At 67.2% G+C, this 26434-nt stretch carries 21 protein-coding genes; 10 read left to right on the forward strand and 11 right to left on the reverse strand.

The features are described from left to right. The first annotated feature begins 266 nt into the window (after positions 1-266). From Y958_RS11840 to Y958_RS11850, 3 genes are all read left to right on the forward strand, one after another. Positions 267-1880 (forward strand): OprO/OprP family phosphate-selective porin, encoded by a 1614-nt coding sequence (locus Y958_RS11840; protein ID WP_040843849.1) that lies wholly within the window; start codon positions 267-269, stop codon positions 1878-1880. 248 nt (positions 1881-2128) lie between these two features. Then, positions 2129-3040 carry a DUF1003 domain-containing protein gene (locus Y958_RS11845; protein ID WP_244909277.1) on the forward strand — a complete coding sequence of 304 codons (912 nt, stop codon included), beginning with the start codon at positions 2129-2131 and terminating at the stop codon, positions 3038-3040. A 168-nt stretch (positions 3041-3208) separates the two neighbouring features. Then, positions 3209-3907 carry a LuxR C-terminal-related transcriptional regulator gene (locus tag Y958_RS11850; RefSeq protein ID WP_088872144.1) on the forward strand — a complete coding sequence of 233 codons (699 nt, stop codon included), beginning with the start codon at positions 3209-3211 and terminating at the stop codon, positions 3905-3907. Between the two features lie 192 nt (positions 3908-4099). Here Y958_RS11850 and Y958_RS11855 read toward each other — a convergent pair whose 3' ends face one another. Next, positions 4100-5410, reverse strand: a complete 1311-nt coding sequence (locus Y958_RS11855) for a peptide MFS transporter (protein ID WP_186291169.1) — start codon at positions 5408-5410, stop codon at positions 4100-4102. A gap of 495 nt (positions 5411-5905) precedes the next feature. Here Y958_RS11855 and Y958_RS11860 point away from each other — a divergent pair, with 495 nt between their 5' ends. Together Y958_RS11860 and Y958_RS11865 are read left to right on the forward strand one after the other, a co-directional pair. Continuing rightward, positions 5906-7492 carry a hypothetical protein gene (locus Y958_RS11860; protein WP_088872146.1) on the forward strand — a complete coding sequence of 529 codons (1587 nt, stop codon included), beginning with the start codon at positions 5906-5908 and terminating at the stop codon, positions 7490-7492. A 64-nt stretch (positions 7493-7556) separates the two neighbouring features. Continuing rightward, positions 7557-8312, forward strand: coding sequence for a sulfite exporter TauE/SafE family protein (locus Y958_RS11865; protein WP_088872147.1), 756 nt, complete (start codon positions 7557-7559; stop codon positions 8310-8312). Between the two features lie 45 nt (positions 8313-8357). Here Y958_RS11865 and Y958_RS11870 read toward each other — a convergent pair whose 3' ends face one another. The 5 genes from Y958_RS11870 to Y958_RS11890 all read right to left on the reverse strand — a co-directional run bounded on the left by Y958_RS11870 (position 8358) and on the right by Y958_RS11890 (position 16320). Next, on the reverse strand, positions 8358-8546 hold the full coding sequence (locus Y958_RS11870) for a hypothetical protein (protein WP_145727951.1): 189 nt from the start codon (positions 8544-8546) through the stop codon (positions 8358-8360). A 410-nt stretch (positions 8547-8956) separates the two neighbouring features. Beyond that, positions 8957-10357, reverse strand: a complete 1401-nt coding sequence (locus Y958_RS11875; RefSeq protein ID WP_088872149.1) for a DNA recombination protein RmuC — start codon at positions 10355-10357, stop codon at positions 8957-8959. 151 nt (positions 10358-10508) lie between these two features. Beyond that, positions 10509-12341, reverse strand: coding sequence for a DUF885 domain-containing protein (locus Y958_RS11880; RefSeq protein WP_244909278.1), 1833 nt, complete (start codon positions 12339-12341; stop codon positions 10509-10511). Beyond that, entirely contained in the window at positions 12341-14788 is a 2448-nt protein-coding gene (locus Y958_RS11885; RefSeq protein WP_244909279.1) for a glycoside hydrolase family 127 protein, read from the reverse strand. Before Y958_RS11885 ends, Y958_RS11880 begins: the two co-directional genes overlap by 1 nt. 221 nt (positions 14789-15009) lie before the next feature. Next, positions 15010-16320, reverse strand: a complete 1311-nt coding sequence (locus Y958_RS11890) for an NAD(P)/FAD-dependent oxidoreductase (protein WP_088872150.1) — start codon at positions 16318-16320, stop codon at positions 15010-15012. A gap of 98 nt (positions 16321-16418) precedes the next feature. Here Y958_RS11890 and Y958_RS11895 point away from each other — a divergent pair, with 98 nt between their 5' ends. Then, complete coding sequence (locus tag Y958_RS11895) at positions 16419-17321, forward strand: dihydrodipicolinate synthase family protein (protein WP_088872151.1); 903 nt, start codon at positions 16419-16421, stop codon at positions 17319-17321. A 185-nt stretch (positions 17322-17506) separates the two neighbouring features. After that, complete coding sequence (locus tag Y958_RS11900; protein ID WP_088872152.1) at positions 17507-18553, forward strand: 4-hydroxyproline epimerase; 1047 nt, start codon at positions 17507-17509, stop codon at positions 18551-18553. 242 nt (positions 18554-18795) lie between these two features. Here Y958_RS11900 and Y958_RS11905 read toward each other — a convergent pair whose 3' ends face one another. Together Y958_RS11905 and Y958_RS11910 are read right to left on the reverse strand one after the other, a co-directional pair. After that, positions 18796-20013 carry a M24 family metallopeptidase gene (locus tag Y958_RS11905; protein ID WP_088872153.1) on the reverse strand — a complete coding sequence of 406 codons (1218 nt, stop codon included), beginning with the start codon at positions 20011-20013 and terminating at the stop codon, positions 18796-18798. Between the two features lie 31 nt (positions 20014-20044). Beyond that, on the reverse strand, positions 20045-21781 hold the full coding sequence (locus Y958_RS11910) for a peptide MFS transporter (protein WP_186291170.1): 1737 nt from the start codon (positions 21779-21781) through the stop codon (positions 20045-20047). 337 nt (positions 21782-22118) lie between these two features. Between Y958_RS11910 and Y958_RS11915 the strand changes: the two genes are divergently transcribed. Then, positions 22119-22781 carry a GntR family transcriptional regulator gene (locus tag Y958_RS11915; protein ID WP_088872155.1) on the forward strand — a complete coding sequence of 221 codons (663 nt, stop codon included), beginning with the start codon at positions 22119-22121 and terminating at the stop codon, positions 22779-22781. A 311-nt stretch (positions 22782-23092) separates the two neighbouring features. Next, positions 23093-23251: a hypothetical protein gene (locus Y958_RS31960; RefSeq protein WP_186291171.1), complete on the forward strand. Its 159-nt coding sequence runs from the start codon at positions 23093-23095 to the stop codon at positions 23249-23251. A 2-nt stretch (positions 23252-23253) separates the two neighbouring features. On the opposite strand, the gene Y958_RS11920 is transcribed toward Y958_RS31960, so the two are convergent. Next, the gene (locus tag Y958_RS11920; protein WP_088872156.1) at positions 23254-23823 is read right to left on the reverse strand and encodes a hydrolase; all 570 of its coding nucleotides are present in this window, start codon (positions 23821-23823) and stop codon (positions 23254-23256) included. Positions 23824-23903: 80 nt separating this feature from the next. On the opposite strand from Y958_RS11920, the gene Y958_RS11925 reads away from it, so the two are divergent. Next, positions 23904-24569: a TetR/AcrR family transcriptional regulator gene (locus Y958_RS11925; protein ID WP_186291172.1), complete on the forward strand. Its 666-nt coding sequence runs from the start codon at positions 23904-23906 to the stop codon at positions 24567-24569. Here the strand turns inward: Y958_RS11925 and Y958_RS31390 are convergent. Next, the gene (locus Y958_RS31390; protein ID WP_145727952.1) at positions 24550-24864 is read right to left on the reverse strand and encodes a hypothetical protein; all 315 of its coding nucleotides are present in this window, start codon (positions 24862-24864) and stop codon (positions 24550-24552) included. The two genes, Y958_RS11925 and Y958_RS31390, sit on opposite strands and share 20 nt — an antisense overlap. A 26-nt stretch (positions 24865-24890) precedes the next feature. Beyond that, entirely contained in the window at positions 24891-26252 is a 1362-nt protein-coding gene (locus tag Y958_RS11935; RefSeq protein WP_211098492.1) for an LLM class flavin-dependent oxidoreductase, read from the reverse strand. Positions 26253-26434 lie beyond the last annotated feature (182 nt).

The raw sequence follows: 26434 nt of genomic DNA on the forward strand, positions 1-26434 counted from the left end.
CCGTCCGAACTCTACTGCTGTAGTCCCGGATTTGTTGCCCCGCCTTACTTTAAGCCCCCTAAAACGCCCGACTCGAAACTGTTGCAGCGGCGCCACAGCTAGCCCCTTTCATAAATCTGTCAACCTTTAGCAGTCTCGCTGTCATGCTATATTGCTACCGAGCGCTTCGTTAGGGCCGCAGCCCGAACGCTCCAAACGCGTGACGTCGGCCCCGAAACCCGGGATTGGGCGGCATGCCGTAGACCGGATGATGGGAGAATCTAGGAATGAACCTGAAGACCGTGTTGCTCGCTGGCACGGTGCTGGGCGTGGCTTTCGCCGCCGCCGGCGCCTCCGCTGCAGAGACCAAGAAGTCGAACGCCGCCTCCGCCACTGCCGCCGCCGCCGCCACCCCGCTGGCCACCCAGGCGCAGATCGACGCGCTGAACAAGCAGATCCAGGCGCTGCAGGCGCAGTTGCAGGCGATCTCGGCCCAGACCGACGCCGCCAACAAGGCCGCTGCTGAGTCCAAGGCCGCCGCCGAGAAGGCCGCCACCTCGGCCACCGCCGCCACGGCGAACCTGCCCAGCATCACCTTCCCCAACGGCGTGCCGACCTTCACGTCCGCGGACAAGGCGTTCAGCTTCCAGCCCGTCGGCCGTATCCACCTGGATTACGGCTACAACTTCCAGGATGCCAAGAACCCCGACAACCGGGCCAACAAGGACATCACCGACGGCTTCAACTTCCGTCGCGCCTACCTCGGCTTCGCCGGCAAGGCCTTCAACGACTTCACCTACAACGTGACGGCCGACTTCCCCGGCCGCTTCAACCAGTCCGGCCGCCTGCAGACCGCGCAGCTGACCTATACCGGCTACAAGGGCTGGCTGATCGATGTCGGCGCCATGCAGCCGGCCTTCACCTTCGAAGACAGCATCAGCTCCAACGACATCGGCCTGCTAGAACGTCCCGGCATCAACAACGTCGTCACCGGCCTGATCGCCAGCGAAGGCCGCCTGTCGGCCGGCGTGCGCACCTTCGGCGACAACTACTTCGCCGACGTCTACCTGACCGGTAACAGCGTCAATACCAGCCCGTTCGGCAGCACCACGGTCCTGACCAGCACGACAGGTTCGACCGCCTCCGTCACCTCCAGCGCCGCCACTGGCGTGGCCGACGACCAGAAGGCCGCGTTCGCCCGCGCCGCCTTCCGGCCCATCAACGATGAGCACACCATCGTCCACATCGCCGGCGACGTCGGCTACATGTACGCCCCGCCGCAGACCAACGGTGTGAACGCCGCCGGTTCGCACGTGTTGGCCCTGTCCGAGCGTCCGGAAAACCGCTACGGCGGCCTGGGCTCCATCCTGAACACCGGCAACATCAACGCCGACAGCGTCGCCATCTACGGCGGCGAACTGGCCGCCCGCTACGACAGCTTCTGGGCGCAGGGCGAAGGCTACCAGATCGACGTGAAGCGCCGTAAGGATCTGTCCGCGGCCACCAACGACCCGAGCTTCTTCGGCTACTACGCCGAAGCCGGCTGGGTCCTGACCGGCCAGAAGCGCAACTACGTCGCCAACCAGGGCGCCTTCAGTTCCCCGACGGTGGACAAGCCCCTGAACCCCGGTGCCGGTCAGTGGGGCACCTGGGAAGCCGTGGCGCGCTACAGCTTCCTGAACCTGAACTCCGATACCTGGGCCACCAACACCGCCAACCGCGTCCGCGGCGGCCAGCAGGAAGTGTGGACCCTGGGCCTGAACTGGTACATGACCGCCAACGTCCGCTTCATGCTGGACTACCAGTTCATCGACCTGAAGAAGTACTCGTCCGCCACCAACAACACCCAGGTGGGCGACAACTGGCAGTCCCTGGGCGGGCGCGTTCAGTTCACGTTCTAAGGGTATCCTCCCTTCGGGGAAGACATCCGTTCCAGGGAAACCCCGCCGGTTCGCCGGCGGGGTTTTTCTTTACCTGCGACACTTGCACATGGGGGGCCGGGCGGACGGAACACATCTTCCCCTATGGCGATCGCGGAAAATTGTCATAGTTCGGTTATAGAAACACCTGTCAGTGTTTAGGTTGCGCCCCGGCGGATGCTGGGCCAAAACGGCCTGAGGCGTGATGCCGGATCGAGAGGACGAGTGCAATGGATGAGGGGCGTGGCGGCATGAACCCGCAGGACGAGAACGCGGCGCAGCCGGCACGGGACGCGCAGCAGGACGCCGCCATCGCCGCCGAGCTGGCGGCCGAGGCGGAGGAACTGGCCGACATCGACCTCGGCGACGAAGGCGACGATGACGGCCTCGATGGCCCGGAGGAAGAGCCCGGACTGGACGGCGCCCCGCCATCGGATGGCATGGCGCCCGCCAGCGGCAAGCGCGTGGCCTGCGGCGTCACGGGCAAGCTGCGCCCCAAGCGCGATCTGATCAGCCTGGACACCCTGCGCCCCAGCCTGGCCGTGCGCATCCGCCGCGACCATCCCGGCCTGCCGCCCGACGCCCTGGTCAGCCGCGGCGTCGTCGCCCGCTATCGCTCCCTGTATGTCGAGGAACTGCTGCAGCAGGAAAAGGGCGAACTGACGGAACTGGATCGCCAGGTCGCCGAAAGCATCGCCACCCACGAGACCCTGGCCGAGAACATCGAGGAAGGCTACGCCGAGGAGCGTACCCTGGGTGAGCGCATGTCGGACCATCTGGCCAGCTTCGGCGGCAGTTGGACCTTCATCCTCACCTTCGGCGGCTTCTTGATCATCTGGATGATCATCAGCAGCTTCCAAGGGGATAAGTCTTTCGATCCCTACCCTTTCATCCTGCTTAACCTCATCCTCTCCTGCCTGGCCGCCATCCAGGCGCCCATCATCATGATGAGCCAGAAGCGGCAGGAGGCCAAGGATCGCCTGCGGTCCGAGAACGACTACCGCGTCAACCTCAAGGCGGAGCTGGAAATCCGGCACCTGCACGAAAAAATTGATTATCTTATCCAGCGGCAATGGAAGCGGCTCACCGAGATTCAGCAGCTGCAACTTGAGATTATGCAGGAAAAGCGCTACCGCCGCTGACCCACCTATCCCTTTTGAGCAGGGTTCCGGCTATTCCTGGCTAGCTAAGGCGGGTTGGATACGCGAAAGGGCTAAAGCGACCGGACACAAGTGAGGGTTGTCTAATGGTCCGAAAGAGCCAATATTAAACACTCCGATCTAGTTGCATCTGCGTCGGAGGTTTGGATCATGGCCACCCATGATGTTCTGGTGATAGACCCGAGTACCCTGTTCCGTCAGGGCTTAAGACAACTGCTGCCGCAGGATTTTCGCGTGGTTTCCGAAGCACGCGACGTCGAGGCGGCTCGGGCGGAGCTGTCCGCCCCCACACCAAATGATATATCCGGTGCCAAGCTGTCCGGCCGTGGCATCGCCCTGGTCCTGTTCGACGTGACGGACGCGGGGGAGTTCCGGGCAGCTGCCAGCCAGCTGCACAGTCTGTTCCCCGAGGCTCGCCTGGTCTACCTGACCAACGGGTTCGACGCCCCCCGCCTGCGCATGGCGCTGGAGGCCGGGATCGACGGCTACCTGACCAAGGACCGCTCCTCCAACGCGCTGATCCAGTCGCTGCACTTGGTGATGCTGGGCGAGAAGGTGTTCCCGTCAGACCTGGCCCTGCTGCTGACCCAGCAGAACCATACCGGCAGCGTCGGCGCCGGCAGCCCGCACAAGGGCCTGTCGATGCGGGAAACGCAGATCCTGCGGGCCCTGGTCAAGGGTGAGAGCAACAAGGTGATCGCCAACGGCCTGCACATCACCGAGGCGACGGTGAAGGTCCACCTGAAGAGTCTGTTGCGCAAGATCAACTGCAACAACCGCACCCAGGCCGCCATCTGGGCGTTGAACAATGGTCTGACGGAAGCGACCCCCACGGCGGGCGCGGCCTGAAAGGAAGTACCGGACCACGGGTGACACGCCCGCTGGAATCCGATCAGACCTTGGAAACTATCCGGGGGCGCATCGCCGGCCCCCCTGAAGCCCGCGCGATTTCAAGCGGGACCAGTCGGCGGGACCAAGAAAAAGGCCGCTGTCCCAGGCAGGGGACGGCGGCCTTTTCTTTTCGAACGCTGCGGCCCCGGCTTACGCCACCGCCAGCACCCGCTGGCGCCGCAACGCGACGCTGTAGAATACGGCCCCCGCCAGCACCAGCAGCGCCACCTGGCCGCCAAAATAGGCGAAGGGCGACAGGCGGTCATAGAGCTGGACGTACAGCCCACCCACCATGTCGCCGGCAAAGACCGTAAGATAGAACACGGCCGTGATGGACGACTTCAGCCGGGCCGGCGCCTCCATATAGGCCCACTGCAGGCCGATCATGCTGATGCACAGCTCACCGAAGCCCAGCACGATGTTGGACACCAGCATGAACCAGATGCTGACCGGGTGGTCCCTGGTGGCCAGCAACCCGGCCAGCGCCATGATGGCGATGGACAGGCCGGTGATGCCGAAGCCCACGAACACCTTGGTGCGCGCCGGGGTCAGCGAGCCCCGGCGGCGGTCCACCCACCCCCAGAAGGCGTTGAAGATGGGGGTCAGCAGGATGATCATCAGCGGGTTGACCGCCTGCAGCTGGTCCGGTGTCAGGTCGAAGCCGAAGGGCCACAGGTTCAGGTCGATGTAGTCGCGGGCGAAGAACACCCAGGTCGTGGCCGTCTGGTCATAGGCCATCCAGAACACCAGGATCATGGGGAAGCCCAGCAGCATGCGCACCAGGCGCGTGCGTTCCTCCGGCGTCATGCCGCCGGCGGGCTGGCCGGCCTTGGCGCGGGCCGCAGCGCGGTCGGCGGCGTTTTCCTGCGGGTAGAAGCGCTTGCCGGCGGCGAACACCACCAGGGCCACCGTCATCAGGGCCGCCGGCAGCATCAGCGCCACCTGGTAGCCCGCCTTGTCGCGCACCCAGGGCAGCGCGTAGGAGGTGACGAAGCCGCCAATGTTGATGGCCACGTAGAAGTAGCTGAAGGCCTTGTCCATCAGGGCTTCCTTGCCCTGCTCCTGGTACATGCGGGCCATCATGGGGCTGACGTTGGGTTTGATGGCGCCGGCACCCATGGCCAGCATCGCCAGGCTGGCGTACAGCATCCACGGGCTGCTGGCGAAGCCCAGCACCACCTGCCCGAAGATGTAGGGGAAGGAGAAGAAGATGATGGTGGGATAGCGACCCAGCCAGCGATCGGCGATGACGCCGCCGACAAGGGGCAAGGCGTAGCAGGACGCCATGAAAATCTGGATGACGGTGGCCGCGTCGCTGTCCGAGAAGCCCAGCTGCGAGGTGATGTAGAGCGCCAGCAATGTCCGCATGCCGTAGTAGCAGGCGCGCTCGGCCAACTCACCCCAGAAGACGAACCAGAAACCCACCGGATGCCGAACGCGTGCCGTGACCTGTGCCTGCATGCCCAAATCCTTGGAAAAATTGGTGCCTATCCCGCGGCCCCCTGCGGAACGGGTGCGCCCGGACATCCTGCAACCGGGACGCGGCGGCCTTGCCCATTCACGCCCGCGCTGCCCTTTCGCCGTCGGCCCCCAAAGCCGTCGCGGCGGATATGCCCACCTGTTGTCCATCATGGTCGCCGCACCCCACCCGGGGCCGGCGCCGTTGTTAGCCTGCTTCGTTAGGGGAATCGCGCCCGCGACACAAGCCGGGAATCACAAAACGACAGCGCATCAAAAAATTTAAGCGGGAGCCGCCCGAGCCGGCGTCCCTCCGGCAAGCCCGCGCCGCCCTTGCCGTCCAACAATGGCGGGCGACACCGCCGCGGTTCCAGGACAGCGCGGACTGAGGCAAAGTGTAGCGCCAGCATAAACGGGGGATCCCATATTCCCCTTTCGCTGGCTGTGTGCCTTTTGATTGTCTTGTGCGGTGCGAGAGCGCCCTGTTAATTGGCGGGGATGATGGTTGCCCTGGATGCCGACGCGCGCAGCGATGCCCGCCACCGTAGCTTGGACCTGCCCGTGGCGACGGTGCTGGGCCTTCTCGCCTTGGCGGTGGTCCTGGCCCCCCTGTTCTTCGTGCTGGTGCCGCCGCTGACGGACTACGCCAACCATCTGGCCCGCATGGACATCATCGCGCACCTGGGGCAGGAGCCCCTGCTGCAGCGCTTCTACGCCATCGACTGGCAGGTCATTCCCAACCTGGCCATGGACCTGGTGACGCCGCCCATGGTCAAGGTCGTGGGCGTGTTCATCGCCGGCAAGCTGTTCATCGCCGCCATCATCGTCAGCATCGTCACCGGCACCTGGGCCCTGCACCGCGCCCTGCACCGGGCGGAGCATGGCCCCGGCGGCGCCAACGCGCTGCTCGCCATGGCTTTCATGTACAACGGCATCTTCCTGCTGGGCTTCACCAACTTCCTGTTCGGCATCGGCCTGGCGCTGTGGGGCACGGCCATCCGGCTGTCGCTGCGCCGCCGGTCGCACCTGCAGCGCCTGGCGGCCTCCACCGCCACGGTGCTGGTGCTGTTCGTCTGCCATCTGTTCGCCGTCGGCCTCTATGGCATGGCCATCTTCTGCCTGGAGGCGCCGGGCCTGCTGCGCCGGCCGTGGCGGCAGGCGCTGCGCCATCTGGGCCTGATGGGCCTGCCCTTCCTGGTGGTCCTGCCGCTGCTGGCGGCCAGCCCGACGATGGGCCTGGCCGACCAGATGGTGTGGAGCTGGGTGGGCAAGGGCGAGGGCCTGCGCTTCCTGGTCACCACCTTCCATGAGAATTGGGAGGTGCCGCTGGGCCTGGCGGGCCTGGGCGTGGTCGCCGCCCTGCTGGCCACCCGGCGCATGCACCTGCACGCCGCCGGCTGGATGCTGCTGGCCACCGGCGCCGTGACCTACGTCGCCATGCCCACCATCCTGTTCGGCTCGGCCTATGCCGACGAGCGGCTGCCGGTGGCGCTGCTGTTCCTGGGCCTGGGCTTCGTGCGGTTCGACTTCCGCAGCCGCCTGGGCCGCATGACCGCCCTGGCCGCCATCCTGGCCATCATCGTGGCCCGCAGCGTGGTCATGGTCGGCGACTGGCTGCCCCTGAGCCAGGTCTACAAGGACATGCGCGCGTCCATGGCGGCGGTGGAGCCCGGGTCCACCATCCTGGTGGCGGAGGCGACGGTGCCCACGGGCGACGTCAACTTCAACGCCGCCTTCAGCCATGCGCCCTGCCTGGCCATCATCGACCGCCAAAGCCTGGTCAGCACCGCCTTCAGCGTGGCCGGCAAGCAGATCCTGACCGTGAAGCCCGCCTATACCGAGCGCGTGGACCGCGAGGACGGCGACCCGCCCAGCACGGGCGAGATGGTGAAGGCCGTGACCAATCCCCTGCCCGCCGGCACCTATTTCTGGCAGGACTGGCAGCGGGACTATGACTACGTCATCGTCCTGAACACCGAGGCCGGACATCGGGAGTTGACGGGCCTGGCCGACCTGGTTCATGAGGGCAAGGGGTTCCAGCTCTACCGCGTGTTGCACGACGCGATGCCGGCCCCCGCCCCCTGACGAGACCGCCTGGGAACGGGGCGGCGGTCGCGGGGTTGCCGCCACCAACCGCACCGGACATCCGATGGATCCCTGGACCTGGGCCTTGCTGATCGGCGCCGCCTTCGTGGCCGGCGTCCTTAATGCCGTCGCCGGCGGCGGCAGTTTCCTGGGCTTCCCCGCCCTGGTGTTCGCCGGCCTGCCGCCGGTGACGGCCAACGCCACCAACACCGTGGCCCTGTTTCCCGGATCGTTCGCCAGCGTCTACGCCTACCGGCGGGAGTTCCAGCCCATCCAGGGGGTGGGCATGGTGCCCATGGTGATGGTCAGCCTGGTGGGCAGCGTCGCCGGCGCCCTGCTGCTGCTGTGGACGCCCGAGAGCGTGTTCGTGGCCCTGGTGCCCTGGCTGCTGCTGATGGCCACCTTGGTCTTCGCCTTCGGCCGCCGCCTAGCCGGCCTGTTGCAGCACAGCGTGCGCCTGACGCCCACGGCCCTGCTGTGCTGCCAGTTCGTCATCGCCATTTATGGCGGCTATTACGGCGGCGGCGTCGGCATCCTGTCCATGGCGGCCATGACCCTGTTCGGCCTGCGCGACATGCACGCGATGAACGCGTGGAAGACCCTGCTGAGCGGCAGCCTGAACGCCATCGCGACGGTGACCTTCGCCCTCAGCGGCCGCGTGGTCTGGGCCCCGGCCCTGGTCATGATGGTCTCCGCCATCGCCGGCGGCTATCTGGGTGCCGCCGTGGCCCGCCAGCTGCCCGGCGAACATGTCCGCCGCTTCGTCATCGTCACCGGCGTGGCGATGACGCTGTATTTCTTCGGGAAGACGTACCTTTAAAAGCCCACCGCGGCTTGGTAAAGCGGACCTTTCTCGCGGAGGGGATCAGTGCCCGGCCTGGCCATCGGCCAGCTGGGCGGGGCCGGCGGGCGCGGCCTGGGCCTCGTCCACCGTCGCATCGGGTGCCGCGCTCAGCACCACCAGGGTCAGGAAGGCGGACACCACCACCAGTACCGCCAAGTCAAGGCCCCGGTCGTTCAGACGACGCCTCAGGCTGGTGATAAGGCTGGTCATGGGCGGGTCCCCGGCGATGCCGGAGAAGGTTCCGGCAGTGCTGATACGGGCGACTTGCCGCAACCTTGCGCTTTAAAACCACGCACCGCTGAAAAAAAGACGGCCGCGCCGCCATGGGGTGCCCAGACTGAATCCCCAAGGCCAGCGCGGCCGCCTGCGGGGGCTCTGGGAGCCCCCCTTCCCTTGGGCCCGGGACCACACTGCCACCCTGTCAGGGGCCGGATAGGAGCGTGTGGTGTCGTCCCAATGCCATAGGCGCGATCCCAATCCCTGCTTCTTTTTCGCCGGGGCGGGCGCGACGCCACAACCCCTGGTCGATTAGCTTGATAATTACTAATTGAGACAACGCTGTCAAGCCTGGTGCAGCACGCTGCGGATGGCACCGCGTCACAGCGGCGAGACAGGTTTTGTCAGGTCAGGGACAGGGCGCCGGCGGCTTCCAAGGCCGCCGCCTTGTCCTCCAGCCCATCCTCGCGCAGGTCGACGGGAATGGCCTTGGAGGTTTTGGCGCCCATGTCCTTCAGCTGTTCCACCTGGCGCACTAGGTTGCCGGTGCCGGTGCTGAGCTTGGTCATGGCGCCGCTGTAGCTTTTCTGCACGCGGTCCAGCTGGATGCCCAGGCTGCGCATGTCCTCCAGGAAGCCGACGAACTTGTCGTACAGCTTACCGGCGCGGTCGGCGATGGCCTCGGCGTTGCGGTTGCGGCGTTCCACCTGCCAGACGTTGGCCACGGTGCGCAGCGCCACCATCAAGGTCGTGGGGGTGGCGATGGCCACGTTCATGTCGGCGGCGTAGGCTGTCAGCGCCGGATCCTCCTGCACCGCCACGGCCAGGGCCCCCTCGATGGGCACGAACATCAGTACATAATCCAGGCCGCTGCCCACGGCGCCGGTATAGTCCTTGGACCCCAAGGTCTTGATGTGGGTGCGCAGGGACACGACGTGGCGCGCCAGCGCCGCCATGCGCGCCACCTCGTCCTCCGCGTTCACGTGCGCCTCGAACGCGGTCAGCGACACCTTGGCGTCGATCACCACCCGCTGGCCGCCCGGCAGGTTCACCACCACGTCGGGGCGCAGGCGGCTGCCATCGGCGTCCGTGCGGCTTTCCTGCGTCACATACTCCTCGCCCTCGCGCAGGCCGGAGCGTTCCAGGATGGTGGACAGGATCATTTCGCCCCAGGCGCCCTGGGTCTGAGCCTTGCCCTTCAGCGCCTGGGTCAGGTTGTGCGTCTCGCTGGTCATGCGGGCGCTGGTGTCGGTCAGTTGGCGGATCTGCTGCGCCAGCGCCGCACGGTCCTTGGCGCTTTCCGTATGGGCCAATTGCAGGCCCTGCTGGAACTCCACCATGCGGTCGCGCATGGGCGCCAGCAGGCCGTCCAGCTGGGCGCGGTTCTGCTTGGCAAAGGTCTCGCCATGCCGGGTCATGACCTCATCGGCCAGGACCTTGAACTCCTTGGCCATGGTCTCGCGCGCCTGGAGCAGCAAGGCCATCTTCTCTTCCGCCTGCCGCAGCTCCCGCGCCAGCGCCTCCTTGGACGCCGCCAGCGCCTGGCTGAGGCGGGCGCCCTCTTCCCGCACCGTGGCCAGGTCGCGCTCCAGCAAGGGCACGCGCGAGGCCCGTTCGCCCTCCACCGCCAGGCGGCGGTCGGCCTCGGCCTTGGCTGCGCGCAGGTCGGCCAGGTCGGCCTCCAGCATCGCCAGCCGCTCGGCCTGCGCCGCGCGGGCGCCAGCCCCGGCCGCGCGGGCGGCGACCAGGGCCACGACCAGCGCCGCGACGAAACCAAGGGCCAATGAGGCGAGATCAAGGGACATGGGACGGCGTCCTGCTCAAGAAGATGGGGGTATGGGTTTGATACACCCACAGCCCCTAGGACGAAAGCCCCCAAAAGGAACAAAACAAGGACAAAAGAAAAGGGCGGACAGTCGCCTGCCCGCCCGTGGTCACTCAGGCCCCAGCGGTTGCCTATTGCGCCGGGTAGGGGCTCTTGCCGCCCTCGGCGATGAAGCGGTCGATGCGGGCCTCCAGCACCGGCAACGGCACGCCGCCCAGTTTCAGCACCGTGTCGTGGAAGTTGCGCAGGTCGAACTTCGGGCCCAGCGCCTTCTCCGCCTTGGCGCGGGCCTTCAGGATGGCCATCTCGCCCAGGTAGTAGGACAAGGCCTGACCAGGCCACGCGATATAGCGGTCGACCTCGGTCTCGATCTCGTGATCGGCCAGGGCGGTGTTGTCGTGCAGGTACTGCTGCGCCTGCTCGCGCGTCCAGCCCTTGGCATGGATGCCGGTGTCGACCACCAGGCGGGCGGCGCGCCACATCTGATAGCTCAGCATGCCGAAGCGCTCATAGGGCGTCTCGTACATGCCCATCTCCTCGCCCAGCTTCTCGCAGTACAGGGCCCAGCCTTCGCCGAAGGCGGAGATGTAGACCTTCTGCCGAAACTCCGGCTGGTCCTTCTGTTCCGCCGCGATGGGCATCTGGAAGGCGTGGCCCGGGGCCGATTCATGCAGCGTCAGGGCCGGCAGGGCGTACAGGCCGCGCGACGGCAGATCGTAGGTGTTGACCAGATACACGCCCGGGCCGCCCCGGCCGGAGGTGTAGAAGGGTGCTATGTCCGCCGGCACCGGGATGATGGCGAAGCGCGAGCGCGGCAGGTAGCCGAAGTACTGGTCCGCCTTGCCGTCGAACTTCTTGGCGATCCAGGCCGCCCGCATCAGCAGCTCTTCCGGGGTCTTGGCGTAGAACTGGGGATCGGTGCGCAGGAACTTCAGGAAGGCGGGGAAATCACCCTGGAAGTTGGCCTGTTTCATCACGTCCAGCATCTGGGCGTGGATCTTCGCCACCTCTTCCAGGCCGATCTTGTGGATCTGGTCCGCCGTCAGGTCGACGGTGGCGAACTCCTTGATCTTGGATTGGTAGTAGGCCTTGCCGTCGGGCAGGGATTCCGCCGCCAGCTCGGTGCGGGCGCCGGGGATGTACTCCTCGCGCATGAACTTCAGCAGGGCCTGGTGGGCCGGCACCACCGACCTGGTGATGGCGGCCACGGCGGCGGCGCGCAGTTCCGCCTGGGTCGCGGCCGGGATGGTGTCCGGCATCGTCTTGAACGGCGTGTAGTAGACGTTGTCTTCCGGCGTCTTGGCCTCGACCACGTTCACAATGCCGCTGTCGCGGCCGGTCAGCGTCACCTTGGGCGGGGTGAAGCCACGCTTCAGGCCGGCGCGCATGTTCACGATCTGCTCGCCGAAATAGCGTGGCATGTCGTTCAGCTGGCCGATGAAGGCCTTGTATTCCGCCACCGTGTGGAAGGGCTTGCGCGCGCCGCCGGCCATGTTGGACCAGAACGAGCTGTCGGCGTTCAGCGGCTTTTCATAGTCCTTGAACTTCTGGCTGTTCAGCAGCACCGTCACCTGGTCACGGTAGATGCTGAAATCCACTTGCGCCTCGGGCGACAGGTCGGCCTGGGGGATGGCCGCCAGGTCCTTCAGGACGCCTTCCCAGACCTTCTGCCGCTTTTCCTGGGTGGCGGCGTCCACCTTGGGCAGGTGGCCGGCGACGGTGTCCGTGCTGTCCTCGTCATCCTCGCCCTTGAACTCCTCCTGACGCCACTTCCATTCCTTGGTGTAGATCGCCTTGAACTGGGCGTCGGCCTTGCCCGTCACGGCACCAGGGGCGGTTGCGGCATGGGCCACACCGAAGACGGGGGCGGTTGTGGTGGCCTGACCCAGGGTCAGAACACCGGCGAACAGGGCGGTGCCGACCAGCAGGCGGGCGGCCAAACGTCTTGAAGGCAAGCGGTACATCAGATAGGCGCTCCCTGAGAGGCTGATGCTGCGACGACGCGGCACCCGAAGACGGGCCCCGCGGAGTAGCCGGTTTCCGGCTCGAAACGGACGACGACGGTGGACTTGCCCGCCGTCAGGTTGGCGGGGATGGGGTATTCCACGTCAAAGAACTCACCCGGCCGCTCCGCGTCCAGCTTTTGCGTGGCGATGCGGGTGCCGTCGACCAGGATGTGGAACAGGCGCTTGCGCTCATCGCCCCAATATGTCGCCTGCAGCACCATGGCGCCGCCGCGGACCTTGGCCTTGAACTCGAAGAAGCCGCCGGTGCGGGCGTCGCGTCCGTTCCGGCCGCGATAGGTCACGGGGTAGGAGATCTTGGCCTCCAGCCCATGATCGCGTTCCGGCTGCATCTCACCCAGGTGCATGACGTCGACGGAACGCGCCTGGATGTCGCGCTGGCGGGCCGCCTCCTGCGCCAGGGCCGCCTCTGCCGTCTTCCACTGCGCCTCGGTGTAGCGCTTGAAGTAAACGGCCGTGCGCCGGGTGTACTGCTGGTAGAAGGGCTTGAACTCCATGTCGCCCGGGCGACCGATGCCGGTGGTGCGCCACACCAGCGCGTCGGGCGTCGCCCGCTGGAAACCGTCCAGGACGGAAGCCGAGACCAGGGCCGGCGCCGGGCCCTGGAAGGCGTCGGAGACAGGCGTGGGCTGGGGCGAGCCGGTGGGCGCCTCGCTCTTGGGCGCGGCGCCCAGGTCGGCGGCCAGTACCAGGGGGCCGTGCAGGAAGGCCACGGTGTCGGCGTCGTCGTTGGTGGATTCCAGGCGCAGGGCCATGGGCAGGCGCAGGGCGACGGCGTCGCCCGCCTTCCATTCCCGCCGCACGACGGCGTAGCCGTTCTGCAACTGCAGGTCCTGCGGTTTGCCGTTCACCGCCAGGGTGGCGCCGGTGCACCAGGCCGGGATGCGGAAGCTGACCGCGAAGGTGGCGGGACGCTTCAGCGCCTTCAGCGTCAGCAGCACCGTCTCAGCTTCCGGATAGCGGGTGTCGAGGTCGACCACCGCCCCCCGCTCCGCCCAGGTGAGGGTGGAAGGGATGTAGAGGTTGACGGCCAAATCCTCCGCACCGCGCTTCCAATAGACGCTCTCGCCATGCTTGGCGTGGCTTTCCATGCCGGTGCCGACGCAGCACCAGAAATCTTCCGTGGGCGTGGAGAATTCGCGCGCCGAGCCGGACATCAGTGGCGTCATGTAGGTGAACATGCCGGTGGCCGGGTTCTGCTGCGCCAGCACGTGATTCAGGTGCGCGCGCTCGTAGAAGTCGAAGTAGTGCGCGTCGGCCTGGCGGGCGTACAGCAGGCGGGTCAGCTTCAGCATGTTGTAGCTGTTGCAGCCCTCGCAGGTCTGTTCGGTGATGTGGCGGGAGATGCTGCGCGGTGCCTGGAAATACTCCCGGTCCGCGTTGCCGCCGATGACATAGGAATGGTTGGTGGTGACCGTCTGCCAGAAGAAGGCGGAGGCCTTGGCGTGGCGCTCGGACCCCGTCAGCTCCGCCAGGCGGGCCAGGCCGATCAGCTTGGGGATCTGGGTGTTGGCGTGGATGTTGGCCAGCTCATCCCGGCCTTCCGACAGGGGCACCAGCACCTTGGCATGGTAGAGACGCTCGGCCAGCAGCAGCCAGCGCCGGTCGCCCGTGCGGGCGTACAGCTCGGCGAAGCTCTCGTTGATGCCGCCGTGCTCGCAGTCCAGCACCTTCTGGACCTGCTCGTCATTCAGGTGGCTGAACACCTCATCGATGTAGCCACCCAGCTTGACGCCCACATCCAGGGCCTGGGTGTTGCCGCACAGGGTCTGGGCGTCGAACAGGCCGGTGTAAAGCTTGTGCCAGTTGTACAGCGGCACCCAGCAGCCGTTGAGGTCGAAGCCGGCGGAGCGGATCTCGCCGCGCCGCAGCTCATCGAACACGACCTTGCCGTCCTCGACGATGTCGCCGCGCTTGCGGGTGAAGCCGGCGACATAGCCGTCGCCCTGGGCCTTCTGGCAGTCCGCCAGCTCGGCCACGATGTAGTCCACCCGCCGCTTGCACTCGGCATCGCCGGTCTGGGCGTGCATCAGGGACAGCGCGCTCAAATAATGGCCCAAGGTGTGGCCGGCGATGGTATCGCCTTCCCAGCCACCATAGGCAGCGCCCTTGGGCTGTAGGCCGGTGCCGCTGCGGAAATTATGCAGCAGGCGGTCGGCCTCCAGGCTGTGCAGATAGGCCAGGTTGGCGTCCACCGCCGCCTTGAAGGGCGATGGCTTCAGGCGCACGGCCGACAGGGGAAAGGGTTCGGCGGTGCCGGTGTCGAGCGCCGGCACCAAGGGGGCGGCCACCGCCGGCACGGCCATCAGTGCAGCGGCCGAGGCCGCACCGCGCAGGATGGTGCGCCGGGACACCGTTTGCCCGGAGGGGGCGCTGAAGGTTGCCATGGGACTGTCTCCCAGATCGCGCACCATACCTTAAGCCCCTGTGTTCTTGATTGTTATGTCTTGGGTCCGCACGCAGACGCGCCGGATCACCGGCGAGGACGCCAGCGGAGCAAAGGGACCCAACTGCCAAGCTATTTTGGGATACTGTATACGATACTGCATCATAGAGAACTACGCCTCCGGTCATAGGACGGAAGTAGGTCCCGCCAAAGGGACGGCCTTCAGGAAAAGCGGTCCAGCGCCATGGCCGGATCGGGCAGCGCCCGGCCGGCGACGATGTCGGCCATGCGCCGCGCACTGACGGCCGCAAGGGTCAAGCCCAGATGCTGGTGGCCGCAGGCGGCGTAGAGGCCGGGATGGCGGCGGCTGGCGTCCAGCATGGGCAGGTAGTCGGGCAGGCTGGGGCGGCAGCCGGTCCACTCCGAACTTTCCGCCCCCGGGGTCATCAGGCCGACCTCGCGCAGATGGTGGCGCAGCAGCGCCGGGCGGCGGGGATCGGGCGCGTCATCCGGCCCGCTGAAATCGGTGAAGCTGGTGGCGCGCAGGCCCATGGTCATGGGCGTCACGATGATGGTGCGGTTCTCGAACACCACCGGCCGGTCCAAGAGGGGCGTGTTGGATCCCGAGTCGCCCGGTACCACCACGTGATAACCCCGCTCCGCGATCATGGGCACGCGATAGCCCAGCGGTTCCAGCAGCGATCCGGAGTCCACACCCAGCGCCACCAGCACGGCATCGGCGCGGATGACGCCGCCGGCATGGCGCAGGCGCCAGCTGACACCATTCCCGCCCTGGCCGCTCTCCAGCCCCTGGATGTCGGCCTTTTCGATGCGCCCGCCGCGCGCGACGAAGGCGACGGCCAAGTCCTGGGTCAGGCCGAAGGGGTCGTTGACATGGCCGGTGCCGGTATAGGTCATACCCCCTGTGACACGCTGCCGCAGGGCATGGGGCAGGTCGGGCCAATCGCCCGGGTTGGGACCCCAGGGGGTGACGGGCACGCCCAGGCCCCGGGCGGCGGCGACGGACGCGGCGATGGCGGCCTCGGGCGCGGTACTTTCCCAGACGCTATGGTGACCCCGCGTCTGCAGGCGCGCTTCCGCGCCGGTGCCCACCAGCAGGGTGCGCCAGTCCTGGATGACGGTTTCGATCAGGCCGGACAACACCGCCGTGCCGTGGGCGTGCGCCCGGGGCAGGCAGGCGCCCAGGAAATCCCTGGCCCAGCCGCGCGCCAGGATGGGCAGGGCCCCCTTTCGGATGCCCAGGGGGCCCCCAGACTTCAGCAACAGGCCCGGCACGCGCCGCAAGGTGGCGAAAGAGGCCAGTGGCAACAACTGTTCCGTGGCGATGTGGCCGGCGTTACCGTAGGAACATCCACGCCCCGGTTCATCCCGGTCGATCAGGATGACGTCATGCCCATCGCGCACCAAGGCCAGCGCCGTGGCGGTGCCCACCACGCCGGCACCCACCACCGCGATGGTGCCGGATCCTGGCCGGAACGGCATGGGTGGGTTGCTGACATCGGCGACAGGCATGTGCAGAGTCCCTTGATTGGATACAATATCCCATTATACTATCTGTCACGGCGCTTCCCGACAAGCGCGTATGGCGGAAACGTGAAAGGTTTTAAGAGATGTCCCTGCCCAACTGGCGCGGTGTGTTCCCCGCGGTGACCACGCAGTTCAACGAAGACCTCAGCATCAACCTGGCGGAAACCCAGCGGGTGATCGACGGCCTGATCCGCGACGGCGTGCACGGCCTGATCATCATGGGCACCGTGGGCGAAAACAACTCTCTGGAACCGGAAGAGAAGCGCCAGGTGCTGGCCGCCGCCAAGGAAGTGACCGCCGGCCGCGTGCCCGTGATCACCGGCGTGTCGGAACTGACGACGCCGCGCGCCGTCGCCTATGCCAAGGACGCGGAGAAGATCGGCGCCGACGGCCTGATGCTGCTGCCGGCCATGGTCTACGTGCCCACCGAGGAAGAGCTGTTCCGCCACTTCGCCGCCGTCGCCGGCGCCTCGGCCCTGCCCATCATGCTGTACAACAACCCGCCGGCCTACCGCGTGGACATCAGCGTCCCGCTGCTGCAGCGCCTGGCGGAGATCCCGACCATCGTGGCGCTGAAGGAATCGGCCCCCGACACCCGCCGTTTCACCGACCTGGCCAACGCCATCGATGAGACGAAGATGATGCTGATGGCAGGATTGGACGACGTCGCCCTGGAAGGCCTGCTGCTGGGCGCCAAGGGCTGGATCTCCGGCCTGACCAACGCCTTCCCCAAGGAATCGGTGGCGCTGTACGACGCCGTCGTCGCCGGCGATCTGGCCAAGGCCCGCGCCATCTACCGCTGGTTCCTGCCGCTGCTGCACCTGGACGCCCGCCACGACCTGGTGCAGAGCATCAAGTTGGCCGAGCAAGTCATGGGCCGTGGTTCCGAGCGCGTGCGCCCGCCGCGCTACATCCTGGAAGGCCAGACCCGCGCCGACGTGATCGCCATGGTCGAGAAGGCGGCGGCCACCCGTCCGAGTCTGTAAGTAGTTCCCTCAAACGCCGGGCGCCGGCATCCGCCGGCTTGGCTTGTCCTCGCTGCGCCCTTCGGTGCTCGCTCCGGCGCCTGCGGTCGCAGGCTAGCGAGGCTGGATCTGGGGAACCAGGTCCAGCCTCGCGAGTACCTCCAGAGTTCGTGTTGTTCCCACCGTCTGCCTCAAGGCCTGATGCCATGACCACCGCCCCCAGCGTTCCGACCGGCGATCCCGTTCTGCCCACGGGCCGCCAGACCTTCGCCTGCATCGACGGGCACACCTGCGGCAACCCGGTACGGCTGGTCATGGGCGGCCATCCGCCCCTGGTGGGCGCCACCATGAGCGAGAAGCGCCAGGACTTCCTGTCGCGCTTCGACTGGATCCGCACGGCGCTGTGCTTTGAGCCGCGCGGCCACGACATGATGTCGGGCGGCTTCGTCTACCCGCCCTGCAGCCCGGAGGCCGACGCCTCCATCCTGTTCATCGAGACCTCGGGCTGCCTGCCCATGTGCGGCCACGGCACCATCGGCATGGTGACCTTCGCGCTGGAGCACGGCCTGATCCGCCCGCGCACGCCGGGCAAGCTGGTGCTGGACGTGCCCGCCGGCCAGATTGGCGTCGAGTATGAGAGGACGGCCGGCAAGGTGAACTGGGTGCGGCTGTTCAACATCGACAGCTTCCTGTTCACCAAGGGCGTCACCATCGAGGTGCCGGAGCTGGGCCCCCTCACCCTGGACATCAGCTACGGCGGCAATTTCTACGGCATCATCGAGCCGCAAGGCGCCTACAAGGGCATCGATGACTTGGGCTCTCAGAAGATCATTCACTACAGCGGCCTGGTGCGGCAGCTGGTGCGGGAGAAGATCACCCCCGTCCATCCGCTGGACAGCACCATCCGGGGCCTGAGCCATGTGATGTGGGTGGACAAGCCCAAGCACAAGGACGCCCACGGTCGCAACGCCGTGTTCTACGGCGACCGCGCCATCGACCGGTCGCCCTGCGGCACCGGCACCTCCGCCCGCATGGCCCATTTGGCCGCCCAGGGCAAGCTGGCCGTCGGCCAGAGCTTCGTGCATGAGAGCATCATCGGCAGCCTGTTCGAAGGCCGCGTGGAAAGCGCCGGCACGCTGGGCGATTACGCCAGCATCCGCCCGTCCATCAAGGGCTGGGCGGTGCAGACCGGGCTCAACACCATTTACGTCGACCCCACCCAGGATCCGTTCTGGCGTGGCTTCCAGGTCTAAGTCCCGAGCCTGACTTAGATCTGGCGTTTCCTCCCAAGGCACATCCTCAAGGGCCGGCCCGCAAGGACCGGCCCTTCTTTTATGTGTCGCTCAATTCCAGTCTCCAGCCCAGCGGCATGAGCCGGGGAGGCTCATGCCGTAGGCTGCGACCGCAGCCGCCGGAAGTTTCCGGGGAGCGTCAGCGGACTGGAAACTGAGGACAAGCCAAGGGGCGGATGCCCCACCGGCACCTGAGGCGACCGTCAGCCATGCAGCCCGAAGGGGTTGTCCACATCCGTCGGCGGAACGGTGAACCAGCGGGGGCCGTCTTCGGTCATGTAGACGTGGTCCTCGAAGCGCACGCCGAACTTGCCGTAGAGGCACAGCATGGGCTCCACGCTGAAGCACAGGCCGGCCTCCAGCGGCTGCTTGTTGCCGCCGACGATGTAGGCGGGCTCGTGCAGGTCCAGGCCCACGCCGTGGCCGGTGCGGTGGGGGCAGCCGGGCACCTGATAGCCGGGGCCATAGCCGCGGGACTCCAGGAAGCTGCGGGCGGCCTGGTCCACCGCCTCGCACGGAACGCCGATCCGGGCGGCGTTGAAGGCCGCCATCTGGGCGTCGCGCTCATCCTCCCACACCCGGCGGTATTCGGGGGTGGCGTGGCCGAAGGTATAGCAGCGGGTGATGTCGGACTTGTAGCCCTCGATGGCGCAGCCGGTGTCGATCAGGACGGGGTCGCCCTCTTTCAGGAACCAGTCGCCGGGGGCGCCGTGGGGATAGGCCGTGGCCTCGCCGAACTGCACGGCGCAGAAGGTGTTGCCGCCGTCAGCCCCCAGTGCGCGGTGGGCCTGGCCGATGAAGGCCACCACCTCCGCCGGGGTGATGCCGGGGCGCAGGATGCCGGCGGCCAGGCGGTGGACCTCCAGCGTCAGGGCCTTGGCATGGGACAGCAGGGCGATCTCATGCGCCGACTTCACCCGGCGGCAGGCCTCCGTCAGGGGGCGGGCATCCACCAGGGTGGCCTGGGGCAGCGCCGTTGCAAGGTCGAAGAACACGCCGGCATAGCCCAGGGCGTCCACCGCCACCGTGGCGCTGCCGCCGGACTGGCCGCGCACCAGGTCCGCCACCAGGGCGTAGGCGCTTTCATCCTCCTGCCAGGTGCGCACTTCATCACCCACGGTGATATGGCCGCGCAGCTTGGGCTCCTCGAACGCCGGGCAGACATAGACGGGGTCGCCGTCCTTCAGGATCACGGCCGCCGTCAGCCGCTCGCTGGGGTGCCAGTCCAGGCCGGTGAAGTAGAGGAGGTTGCTGGACGCCGGCAGCAGCAGGGCATCCACCTTGCGCGCCGCCAGGTAGGCCCGCACCGCCTCGATGCGGGCGCGGTATTCATCCGCCGTGATGGGCTGCACCGCCGCCCGCCGGGACTTCAAGGTCGACAGCACCGCCGGGGCCGACAGCCCCCCAATACCCTTGGTCATGGTCTCAAACCCGCTTCTCTGGGATCACACACTAATCATTCAGGCGGCGCAGCGGCACCACCAGCAACAGCAGCAGCACGGCCGCGGCGCAGGACCACAAGCCGGCCTTGAGGTACACCGCCTGGTATGAGGCCAGCTGCACCGCCGCCGGCAGGCTGCCGTCCACCACCGTGGCCTGGGCCACCAGCGCGCTCAGGCGCTGGCCATAGGCCGTGGACAGGAACCACAGGCCCACCAGCAGGCTGGTGATGGCCGGCGGCGACAGGCGGGTGATGGAGGACAGGCCGATGGGGGACAGGCACAGCTCCCCCACCTCCTGCAGCAGATAGAGCGACAGCAGCCAGGCCACGCCCACGCGCAGGCCCGCCGGCGTCACCTCGATGCCGAAGGCCAGCGCCAGGAAGCCCAGGCCGACGAACAGCACACCCAAGCCGAACTTGGTCACCGGGCCGGGGTCGCGGCGATGGCCGTCCAGCCAGCGCCACAGGGCCGCCAGCGGCAGGGCCAGCAGGATGACGAAGGCCTTGTCCGGGAACTGCAGCACCGGGGCCGGCACCAGCACCGGGCCGATGTGGCGGTCCGTCCACTCGGCGGCGAAGACGTTCAAGGACGCCGGCCCCTGGTAGAACAGGGTCCAGTACAGCACCGACACCAGCATGAGCAGCAGCAGCAGCGCCAGGTGGCGGCGCTGGCGCGCGTCGCAGCGGCGGGCGAACCAGAAGACGGCGGCCAGGCCGGCCACGGCGGCGAGGTCCAGCACATGGCCCACCACCGTCGGATGATCGACGATCAGCCAGGCCCCCAGCGCCACCGCCAAGCCGCCGGCCAGGGCCAGCAGGCCACCCGGCCCACCGCTGGCGGCACGGGGGCCGCCCTCGGCCGCGGGGAGTTCGGGCGGCAGCAGGCGGCGGCCCAGGGAGAAGGTGGCCAACGCCACGGCCATGCCGATGCCGGCCGCGCCAAAGCCCCATTCCCAGCCCAGCGCGGCGCCCAGCCAGCCGCAGACGATGCTGCCCATCAGGCCGCCGGCGTTGATGCCCAGGTAGAAGATCAGGAAGCCACGGTCGCGCGCGGCGTGGCGCTGGCCGTACAGGCGGCCGACCAGGGCGGAGATGTTGGGCTTCAGCATGCCCACGCCGGCGGCGATGAGGGCCAGCGACAGGTAGAACAGCTTCAGCCCGCCGGCGTCCGGTGTCTTTTCCAGGCGTCCCCGCAGGGTGACGGCGGCGCCGTCGGGGCCGACGTAGGTCAGTGTGCGGGCATCCGGGTCGGCACCCTGGACGCTGGCCAGGCTGGTGATGACTTGGGCCGTGCCGTTCACCACCACCTGGCGGGCGCCGTCCTCCCCCTCCGCGGGATAGAGGATGGGCCGTTTCAGGTCGTAGGTGACCTCGGGCGTCACCAGCCGTTCCACCGTCTGCACTGGCTGCCAGGCCATGAGGCCGTGGCCCAGCATCAGCAGCACGGCACCGGCCCGCACGGCGTGGCGGGCCCCCACCCAGCGGTCAGCCATGAAGCCGCCGACCACCGGGCACATATAGACCAGGACGCCGAAGGCCCCCAGCTCGGCATAGGCCGACACCTTGTCCATGGACAGGTGCCACAGCAGGAAGAAGATCAGGATGGACTGCAGGCCGTAGTAGGAGAACCGCTCCCAGAACTCGACCGCGAACAGCAGGTAGAGGCCGGGAGGATGGCCGCCATCGTGGTCTTCAGGCGCCACCGCTGGGCCGCTTACCGGGCTGTCCGCCCCCGCCATCACCGCCATGCCCTGCCCGTCCCCGTTGTCGTCGAATGGATGCGCCAGGGTATCATGCCCGTGGGGTGCCCTGGTGGGGTGATAGCGTATCGGATACGATATCCAAACTGTCAAGCATAGCGCCACCGGCACCCATTCTGGCATCCGGACGGACGGCGGGGAATGCTATCGCTTGAGGCTGAACGGGAACTAGACCGGGCCATGCACCAACTGCCCATGGCGCGGCACCTCCGAACCGTCTAGCGTATTTTAGAAAATCAATTGCTTTTACATCCGATATCAGGATGTTCAGAGGCAAATCACAGGGCCGTCTTTTCCAATCCGCACCCCGTCAAGAAGCCACCAAATGATCGCACGCGCTAAGATCGAACGGAAATCCCTGTCGGCCCAGGTGGTTGACGCCTTGCGGCAGATGATCCTGTCCGGGGAATACGCGCTGGGTGCCCAGCTGCGGCAGGATGAAATCGCACAGAAGCTGGGGGTCAGCCGCATCCCCGTACGCGAAGCGCTGCAGCAGCTGGAGGCGGAAGGCTTGGTGGCCACCATCCCCTACAAGGGCTCGGTCGTGGCCCAGCTGTCGCCCGCCCAGGTGCGGGAATATTTCGAGGTGCGGCTGCTGCTGGAAATCGATCTGCTGCGCCGCGCCATCCCGCAGCTGAGCGCGAAGCAGATCAAGAAGGCCGAAGCCGTGCTGAAGGAGATGCATGCCGCCGAGGCCAGCCGCTGGGGGGCGTTGAACTGGCAACTGCATGAGGCGTTGTACGAGCCGGCCCAGCGCCCGGTGATGCTGGACATGGTGAAGCGAATCCACGACAGCCTGGACCGTTATGTCCGGCTGCACCTGTCCATGACCCCCGCCATCCACGATCGCTCCATGGATGAGCACGAGCAGCTGGTAGCCCTGTGCCGCGACGGCAAGGGCGATGAGGCGGTGGAGATGCTGCGCACCCACCTGACCCATGCGCTGGAGGAACTGGTGGTATTCCTGGAAGGGCAAGAGGCGGCTTAGGTCGCTCTCCTCAGACGCCGGGACGATGGTCAAGGCGTCTCATAGGCCGGGCGTAGCCGCCGCCTGGCGCAGCCTAGGGCTTAGGCGCAAGGGGCGACGCCCTTTGGCGGACTGGTAAAGATTCCGGCGGATTCGTAAAAACAGCCCCCGCAACCGCTGGCCTGCGGCGGCGCAAAGCCCTTTCGTGCCAGGGTGATCCTGCCCCCTCCCGCGTATGCCGGAGGGGTGGCCGCGAAAAGGCTATTTGCGAATCATTCTCAATATCATTACTGTGGCCATACAATTTCCACCGAGACGGAAGAGGACGCACCATGCCGATGCCGGAGATCGAGGAAGCGACGCTGGACGAGTTGCTGGCCGAACCCATCGTGCGCCTGATGATGGCGCGGGATCGCGTGACGGAGGGAGAGATCCGGACCCTGGTCCATGAGACCTGCCCCCTCCTCTTCACCTTCCTCTTCGCCGCCTGACTTTAGCCCAGCGTGATGGCGTCGCTGGTGGTCCGGCGACCCAGACGCGGGAAGATGGTGTTCAGCGCGAAGTCCTGCATCTCGGCAGTGAAGGTGCTCATGGCATCGGTCGGGAACACCAGGGCATAGCCGTGTTCCCAAGCGCCGCGCGCCGTGGATTCCACGCCAATATTCGTGGCGATGCCCGCCAGCACGATGGTGGTGACGCCCCGGCGGCGCAGTTGCAAATCCAGATCCGTGCCGTAGAAGGCGCCCCACTGCCGCTTGGTGACGATGATGTCACCCGCCTTCACCAAATCCTCATCCAGCGTGGCCCAGTCGGCCGGGAAGCCGCCCGGCGGCGCGGCCATGGCCTGGTCCGTGGGCTGGCGCGGGGCATCGCTGAAATCGGGCGCGAAGGCGACGCGCACCAGCACCACCGGCGCGCCGGCCGCGCGGAAACGGTCGGCCAGCACCTTGGACCGGGCCAGCACCTCGGCCCCCGTGTGCGGCGCCAGGGGCAGGTTGACGATGCCGTGCTGCAGGTCGATCAGCACCAGGGCGGTGGTCTTGGGATCCAGGTTGAAGCTCATGGCAACCTCCAGAAGCGGGGATGGACGGCGGGCGCCGGGAATGGGAATATGAGGGCGTCCTCATGAAAAGATTTATGAGAATGCCCTCACAAAAGTCAACAGCCGACACCCCCGCGCCTATTGCCGCATCCCCGGAAGGCACGCCCCCCGCCGGCCCCAAGAAACCGACCCGCGAACGGGGCCGCGCCCGCGTGGCGGCCCTGCTGGCCGCCGCCGGCGCCGTGTTCGCGGAGAAGGGCTATGACGCCGCCACGATGACGGAGATCGCGGCCAAGGCGGGGGCGCCCATCGGCTCGCTCTACCAGTTCTTCCCCACCAAGGCGGTGCTGGCCGACGCCCTGCTGGCGCAATACGCGGAGGCGCTGATGGCCCTGCTGGCGGAAGTCGAGGCCCAGGCCCCTGCCCTGTCGCCGATCAAGCTGGGCGCCACCCTGATGGCCGTCCTGCCCAGCCTGAAGGTGGAGCGCCGCGCCGCCTTCGCCCTGATCGATGCCCGGCCGGACATGGTGGCGCAGCAAGGCCAACTGCGCGCCAGCCTGCGCACCGCCGTGGCCGCCGTGCTGCGCGCCAAAGCCCCCGCCCTGGCGCCGGAACGGGCGGCAACCCTGGCCGTCACCGTGCTGCAGATGATGAAGGGCGCCGCCGCGCTGGCCGATGATGCGGGCGGAATGCCGGACGCGGTGGCGGAGATGACCCGCGCCGCCGGCTTGTACTTGGCCGACGCGCTTAACGAGAATCGGAATTAAGCCAAGACTGCACGTATTGAAATTTTGGACTGTCCTTCAAGGCTTTGATGACGGCTTGCTGCACAGCAAGGGAATTCTGCCGCAAAGCTATGTGCAAGCTGCCGTCTTCGTCTGCGAAGAAGGGAACGACCTCTCCTTGAACAGGGAATTCAAAGCGGAGAACCCAAATCAGGTTCCTCTCCGGACCGGGCCCCACATGCAAGGCTTGGCTAAGCGCATCCAAGACCTCGGTATAGGGAACGAAAGGAAACAGAATATCGTCTTGGTCGATGCGAAATTGGATCGGCTGCGCCATTTTAGGCTACCCTCCCCCTAAGCCCCTTAAACCCAGCGCCGGCTGGCGGCCGGATGGCCGGCCGGTAGACGGGCGCCATGGCCGGACAGCTTCTCCCGCAACGTGCCGGGCGAATATTCCGTCTTGTAGGCGCCGCGCCGCTGCAACTCCGGCACCACCAGATCGACGAAGTCGCCGAAGCACTCCGGCGTCACCGTGCGCGCCAGGATGAAACCGTCCACGTCCGCCTGTTCCACCCAGGCCGTTAGCTCATCCGCCACCGTGGCCGGGCCGCCGACGATGGGCACCTGGCGCCCGCCCAGCGTCAACCCCTCCACCAGGCCGCGCCGGGTCAGCACCTTGTCCGGCCGGCGGGCGGCCTGGTTCTCGATGTTCGATGTCACGGCCTGGCTCTGGCCGGGGTGGATGGGCTCATCCCACCCCCTAGCGGCGAAGTCGATGCCCAGGGAGGCGGAAGCATGGGCCAAGGCGCCCTCGACACTGGCGTAGCACTCATAGTCCGCGCGCTTGGCCTGGGCCAGGGCGTCGGTCTCATCCACCACGACGGTGGCGCCGACGAACACCTTCAGATCCGAAGGATCGCGGCCCAGGCTGCGGGCCAAGTCGCGCAGGTCGGCAACCAGGCGGGCGACGTGGGTCTTGGGCCCGCCGTTGACGAAGACGCATTCGGCGTGCGCGGCGGCGAATTTGCGCCCCCGCTCGGACGACCCCGCCTGATACAGCACGGGCGTACGCTGGGGCGACGGCTCGCACAGGTGGGCCCCCTCCATCCGGAAGTGGGGGCCGTGGTGGCGGACGGCGCGGACCCGGGCCGGATCGGCGTAGACGCCGCCCGCGCGGTCGCGCCGCACGGCGTCGTCGGCCCAGCTGCCCTCCCACAGGCGATAGACCACGTCCATATATTCCTCGGCCACGGCATAGCGGTCATCATGCGCCGCCTGCCCGTCAAGACCCAGGGCGCGGGCGGCGCTGTCGAGGTATCCCGTGACGATGTTCCAGCCGATGCGCCCGCCCGTCAGGTGGTCCAGCGTGCTCATGCGCCGGGCGAAGGTGTAGGGCGGCTCGTAACTCAGGTTGGCGGTGACGCCGAAACCCAGGTGGGTGGTTGCCGCCGCCATGGCCGGGATCAGCAGCAGGGGATCGCCCACCGGCACCTGCACCGCCTCCCGCACCGCCGCGTCGGGCCCACCCTGGTAGACGTCGTAGATGCCCAGCACGTCGGCCAGGAACAGCCCGTCGAACAAGCCCCGCTCAAGCGTGCGCGCCAGGTCCATCCAGTAGGCGAGATCGGTGTATTGCGTCGAACGGTCGCGCGGGTGGCGCCACAGGCCCTGGTGGATGTGGCCGACGCAATTCATGTCGAAGGCGTTGAGGCGGATTTGCTTCATGGCGGGAAGGTCCGGTTGGGCCCAGGGGCGGGCCCGGGGCAGGAGCGCCGCGCCATGATGGCAAGTTGACCACATTGCCGCCATGAAATTGCCAAGTGACACCCGGGGACGGATCTCCTATGACACGGGGCTGTCCATACAGCCTATCCGGGGTAATCCGCGCCCCGGTCGTTTCCAGGGAA

It is taken from the genome of Nitrospirillum viridazoti CBAmc (assembly GCF_000730165.1).
GTDB lineage: Bacteria > Pseudomonadota > Alphaproteobacteria > Azospirillales > Azospirillaceae > Nitrospirillum > Nitrospirillum viridazoti.

Coding starts and splice junctions, on each gene's coding strand:
- Y958_RS11900 (WP_088872152.1), top strand. CDS start 17,507: ATGACCACCGCCCCCAGCGTTCCGACCGGCGATCCCGTTCTGCCCACG.
- Y958_RS11920 (WP_088872156.1), bottom strand. CDS start 23,823: ATGAGCTTCAACCTGGATCCCAAGACCACCGCCCTGGTGCTGATCGAC.
- Y958_RS11935 (WP_211098492.1), bottom strand. CDS start 26,252: ATGAAGCAAATCCGCCTCAACGCCTTCGACATGAATTGCGTCGGCCAC.
- Y958_RS11865 (WP_088872147.1), top strand. CDS start 7,557: ATGGATCCCTGGACCTGGGCCTTGCTGATCGGCGCCGCCTTCGTGGCC.
- Y958_RS31960 (WP_186291171.1), top strand. CDS start 23,093: ATGCCGATGCCGGAGATCGAGGAAGCGACGCTGGACGAGTTGCTGGCC.
- Y958_RS11855 (WP_186291169.1), bottom strand. CDS start 5,410: ATGCAGGCACAGGTCACGGCACGCGTTCGGCATCCGGTGGGTTTCTGG.
- Y958_RS11870 (WP_145727951.1), bottom strand. CDS start 8,546: ATGACCAGCCTTATCACCAGCCTGAGGCGTCGTCTGAACGACCGGGGC.
- Y958_RS11880 (WP_244909278.1), bottom strand. CDS start 12,341: ATGTACCGCTTGCCTTCAAGACGTTTGGCCGCCCGCCTGCTGGTCGGC.
- Y958_RS11915 (WP_088872155.1), top strand. CDS start 22,119: ATGATCGCACGCGCTAAGATCGAACGGAAATCCCTGTCGGCCCAGGTG.
- Y958_RS11885 (WP_244909279.1), bottom strand. CDS start 14,788: ATGGCAACCTTCAGCGCCCCCTCCGGGCAAACGGTGTCCCGGCGCACC.
- Y958_RS11860 (WP_088872146.1), top strand. CDS start 5,906: ATGATGGTTGCCCTGGATGCCGACGCGCGCAGCGATGCCCGCCACCGT.
- Y958_RS11925 (WP_186291172.1), top strand. CDS start 23,904: ATGCCCTCACAAAAGTCAACAGCCGACACCCCCGCGCCTATTGCCGCA.
- Y958_RS11845 (WP_244909277.1), top strand. CDS start 2,129: ATGGATGAGGGGCGTGGCGGCATGAACCCGCAGGACGAGAACGCGGCG.
- Y958_RS11895 (WP_088872151.1), top strand. CDS start 16,419: ATGTCCCTGCCCAACTGGCGCGGTGTGTTCCCCGCGGTGACCACGCAG.
- Y958_RS11840 (WP_040843849.1), top strand. CDS start 267: ATGAACCTGAAGACCGTGTTGCTCGCTGGCACGGTGCTGGGCGTGGCT.
- Y958_RS11875 (WP_088872149.1), bottom strand. CDS start 10,357: ATGTCCCTTGATCTCGCCTCATTGGCCCTTGGTTTCGTCGCGGCGCTG.
- Y958_RS11905 (WP_088872153.1), bottom strand. CDS start 20,013: ATGACCAAGGGTATTGGGGGGCTGTCGGCCCCGGCGGTGCTGTCGACC.
- Y958_RS11890 (WP_088872150.1), bottom strand. CDS start 16,320: ATGCCTGTCGCCGATGTCAGCAACCCACCCATGCCGTTCCGGCCAGGA.
- Y958_RS11910 (WP_186291170.1), bottom strand. CDS start 21,781: ATGGCGGTGATGGCGGGGGCGGACAGCCCGGTAAGCGGCCCAGCGGTG.
- Y958_RS31390 (WP_145727952.1), bottom strand. CDS start 24,864: ATGGCGCAGCCGATCCAATTTCGCATCGACCAAGACGATATTCTGTTT.
- Y958_RS11850 (WP_088872144.1), top strand. CDS start 3,209: ATGGCCACCCATGATGTTCTGGTGATAGACCCGAGTACCCTGTTCCGT.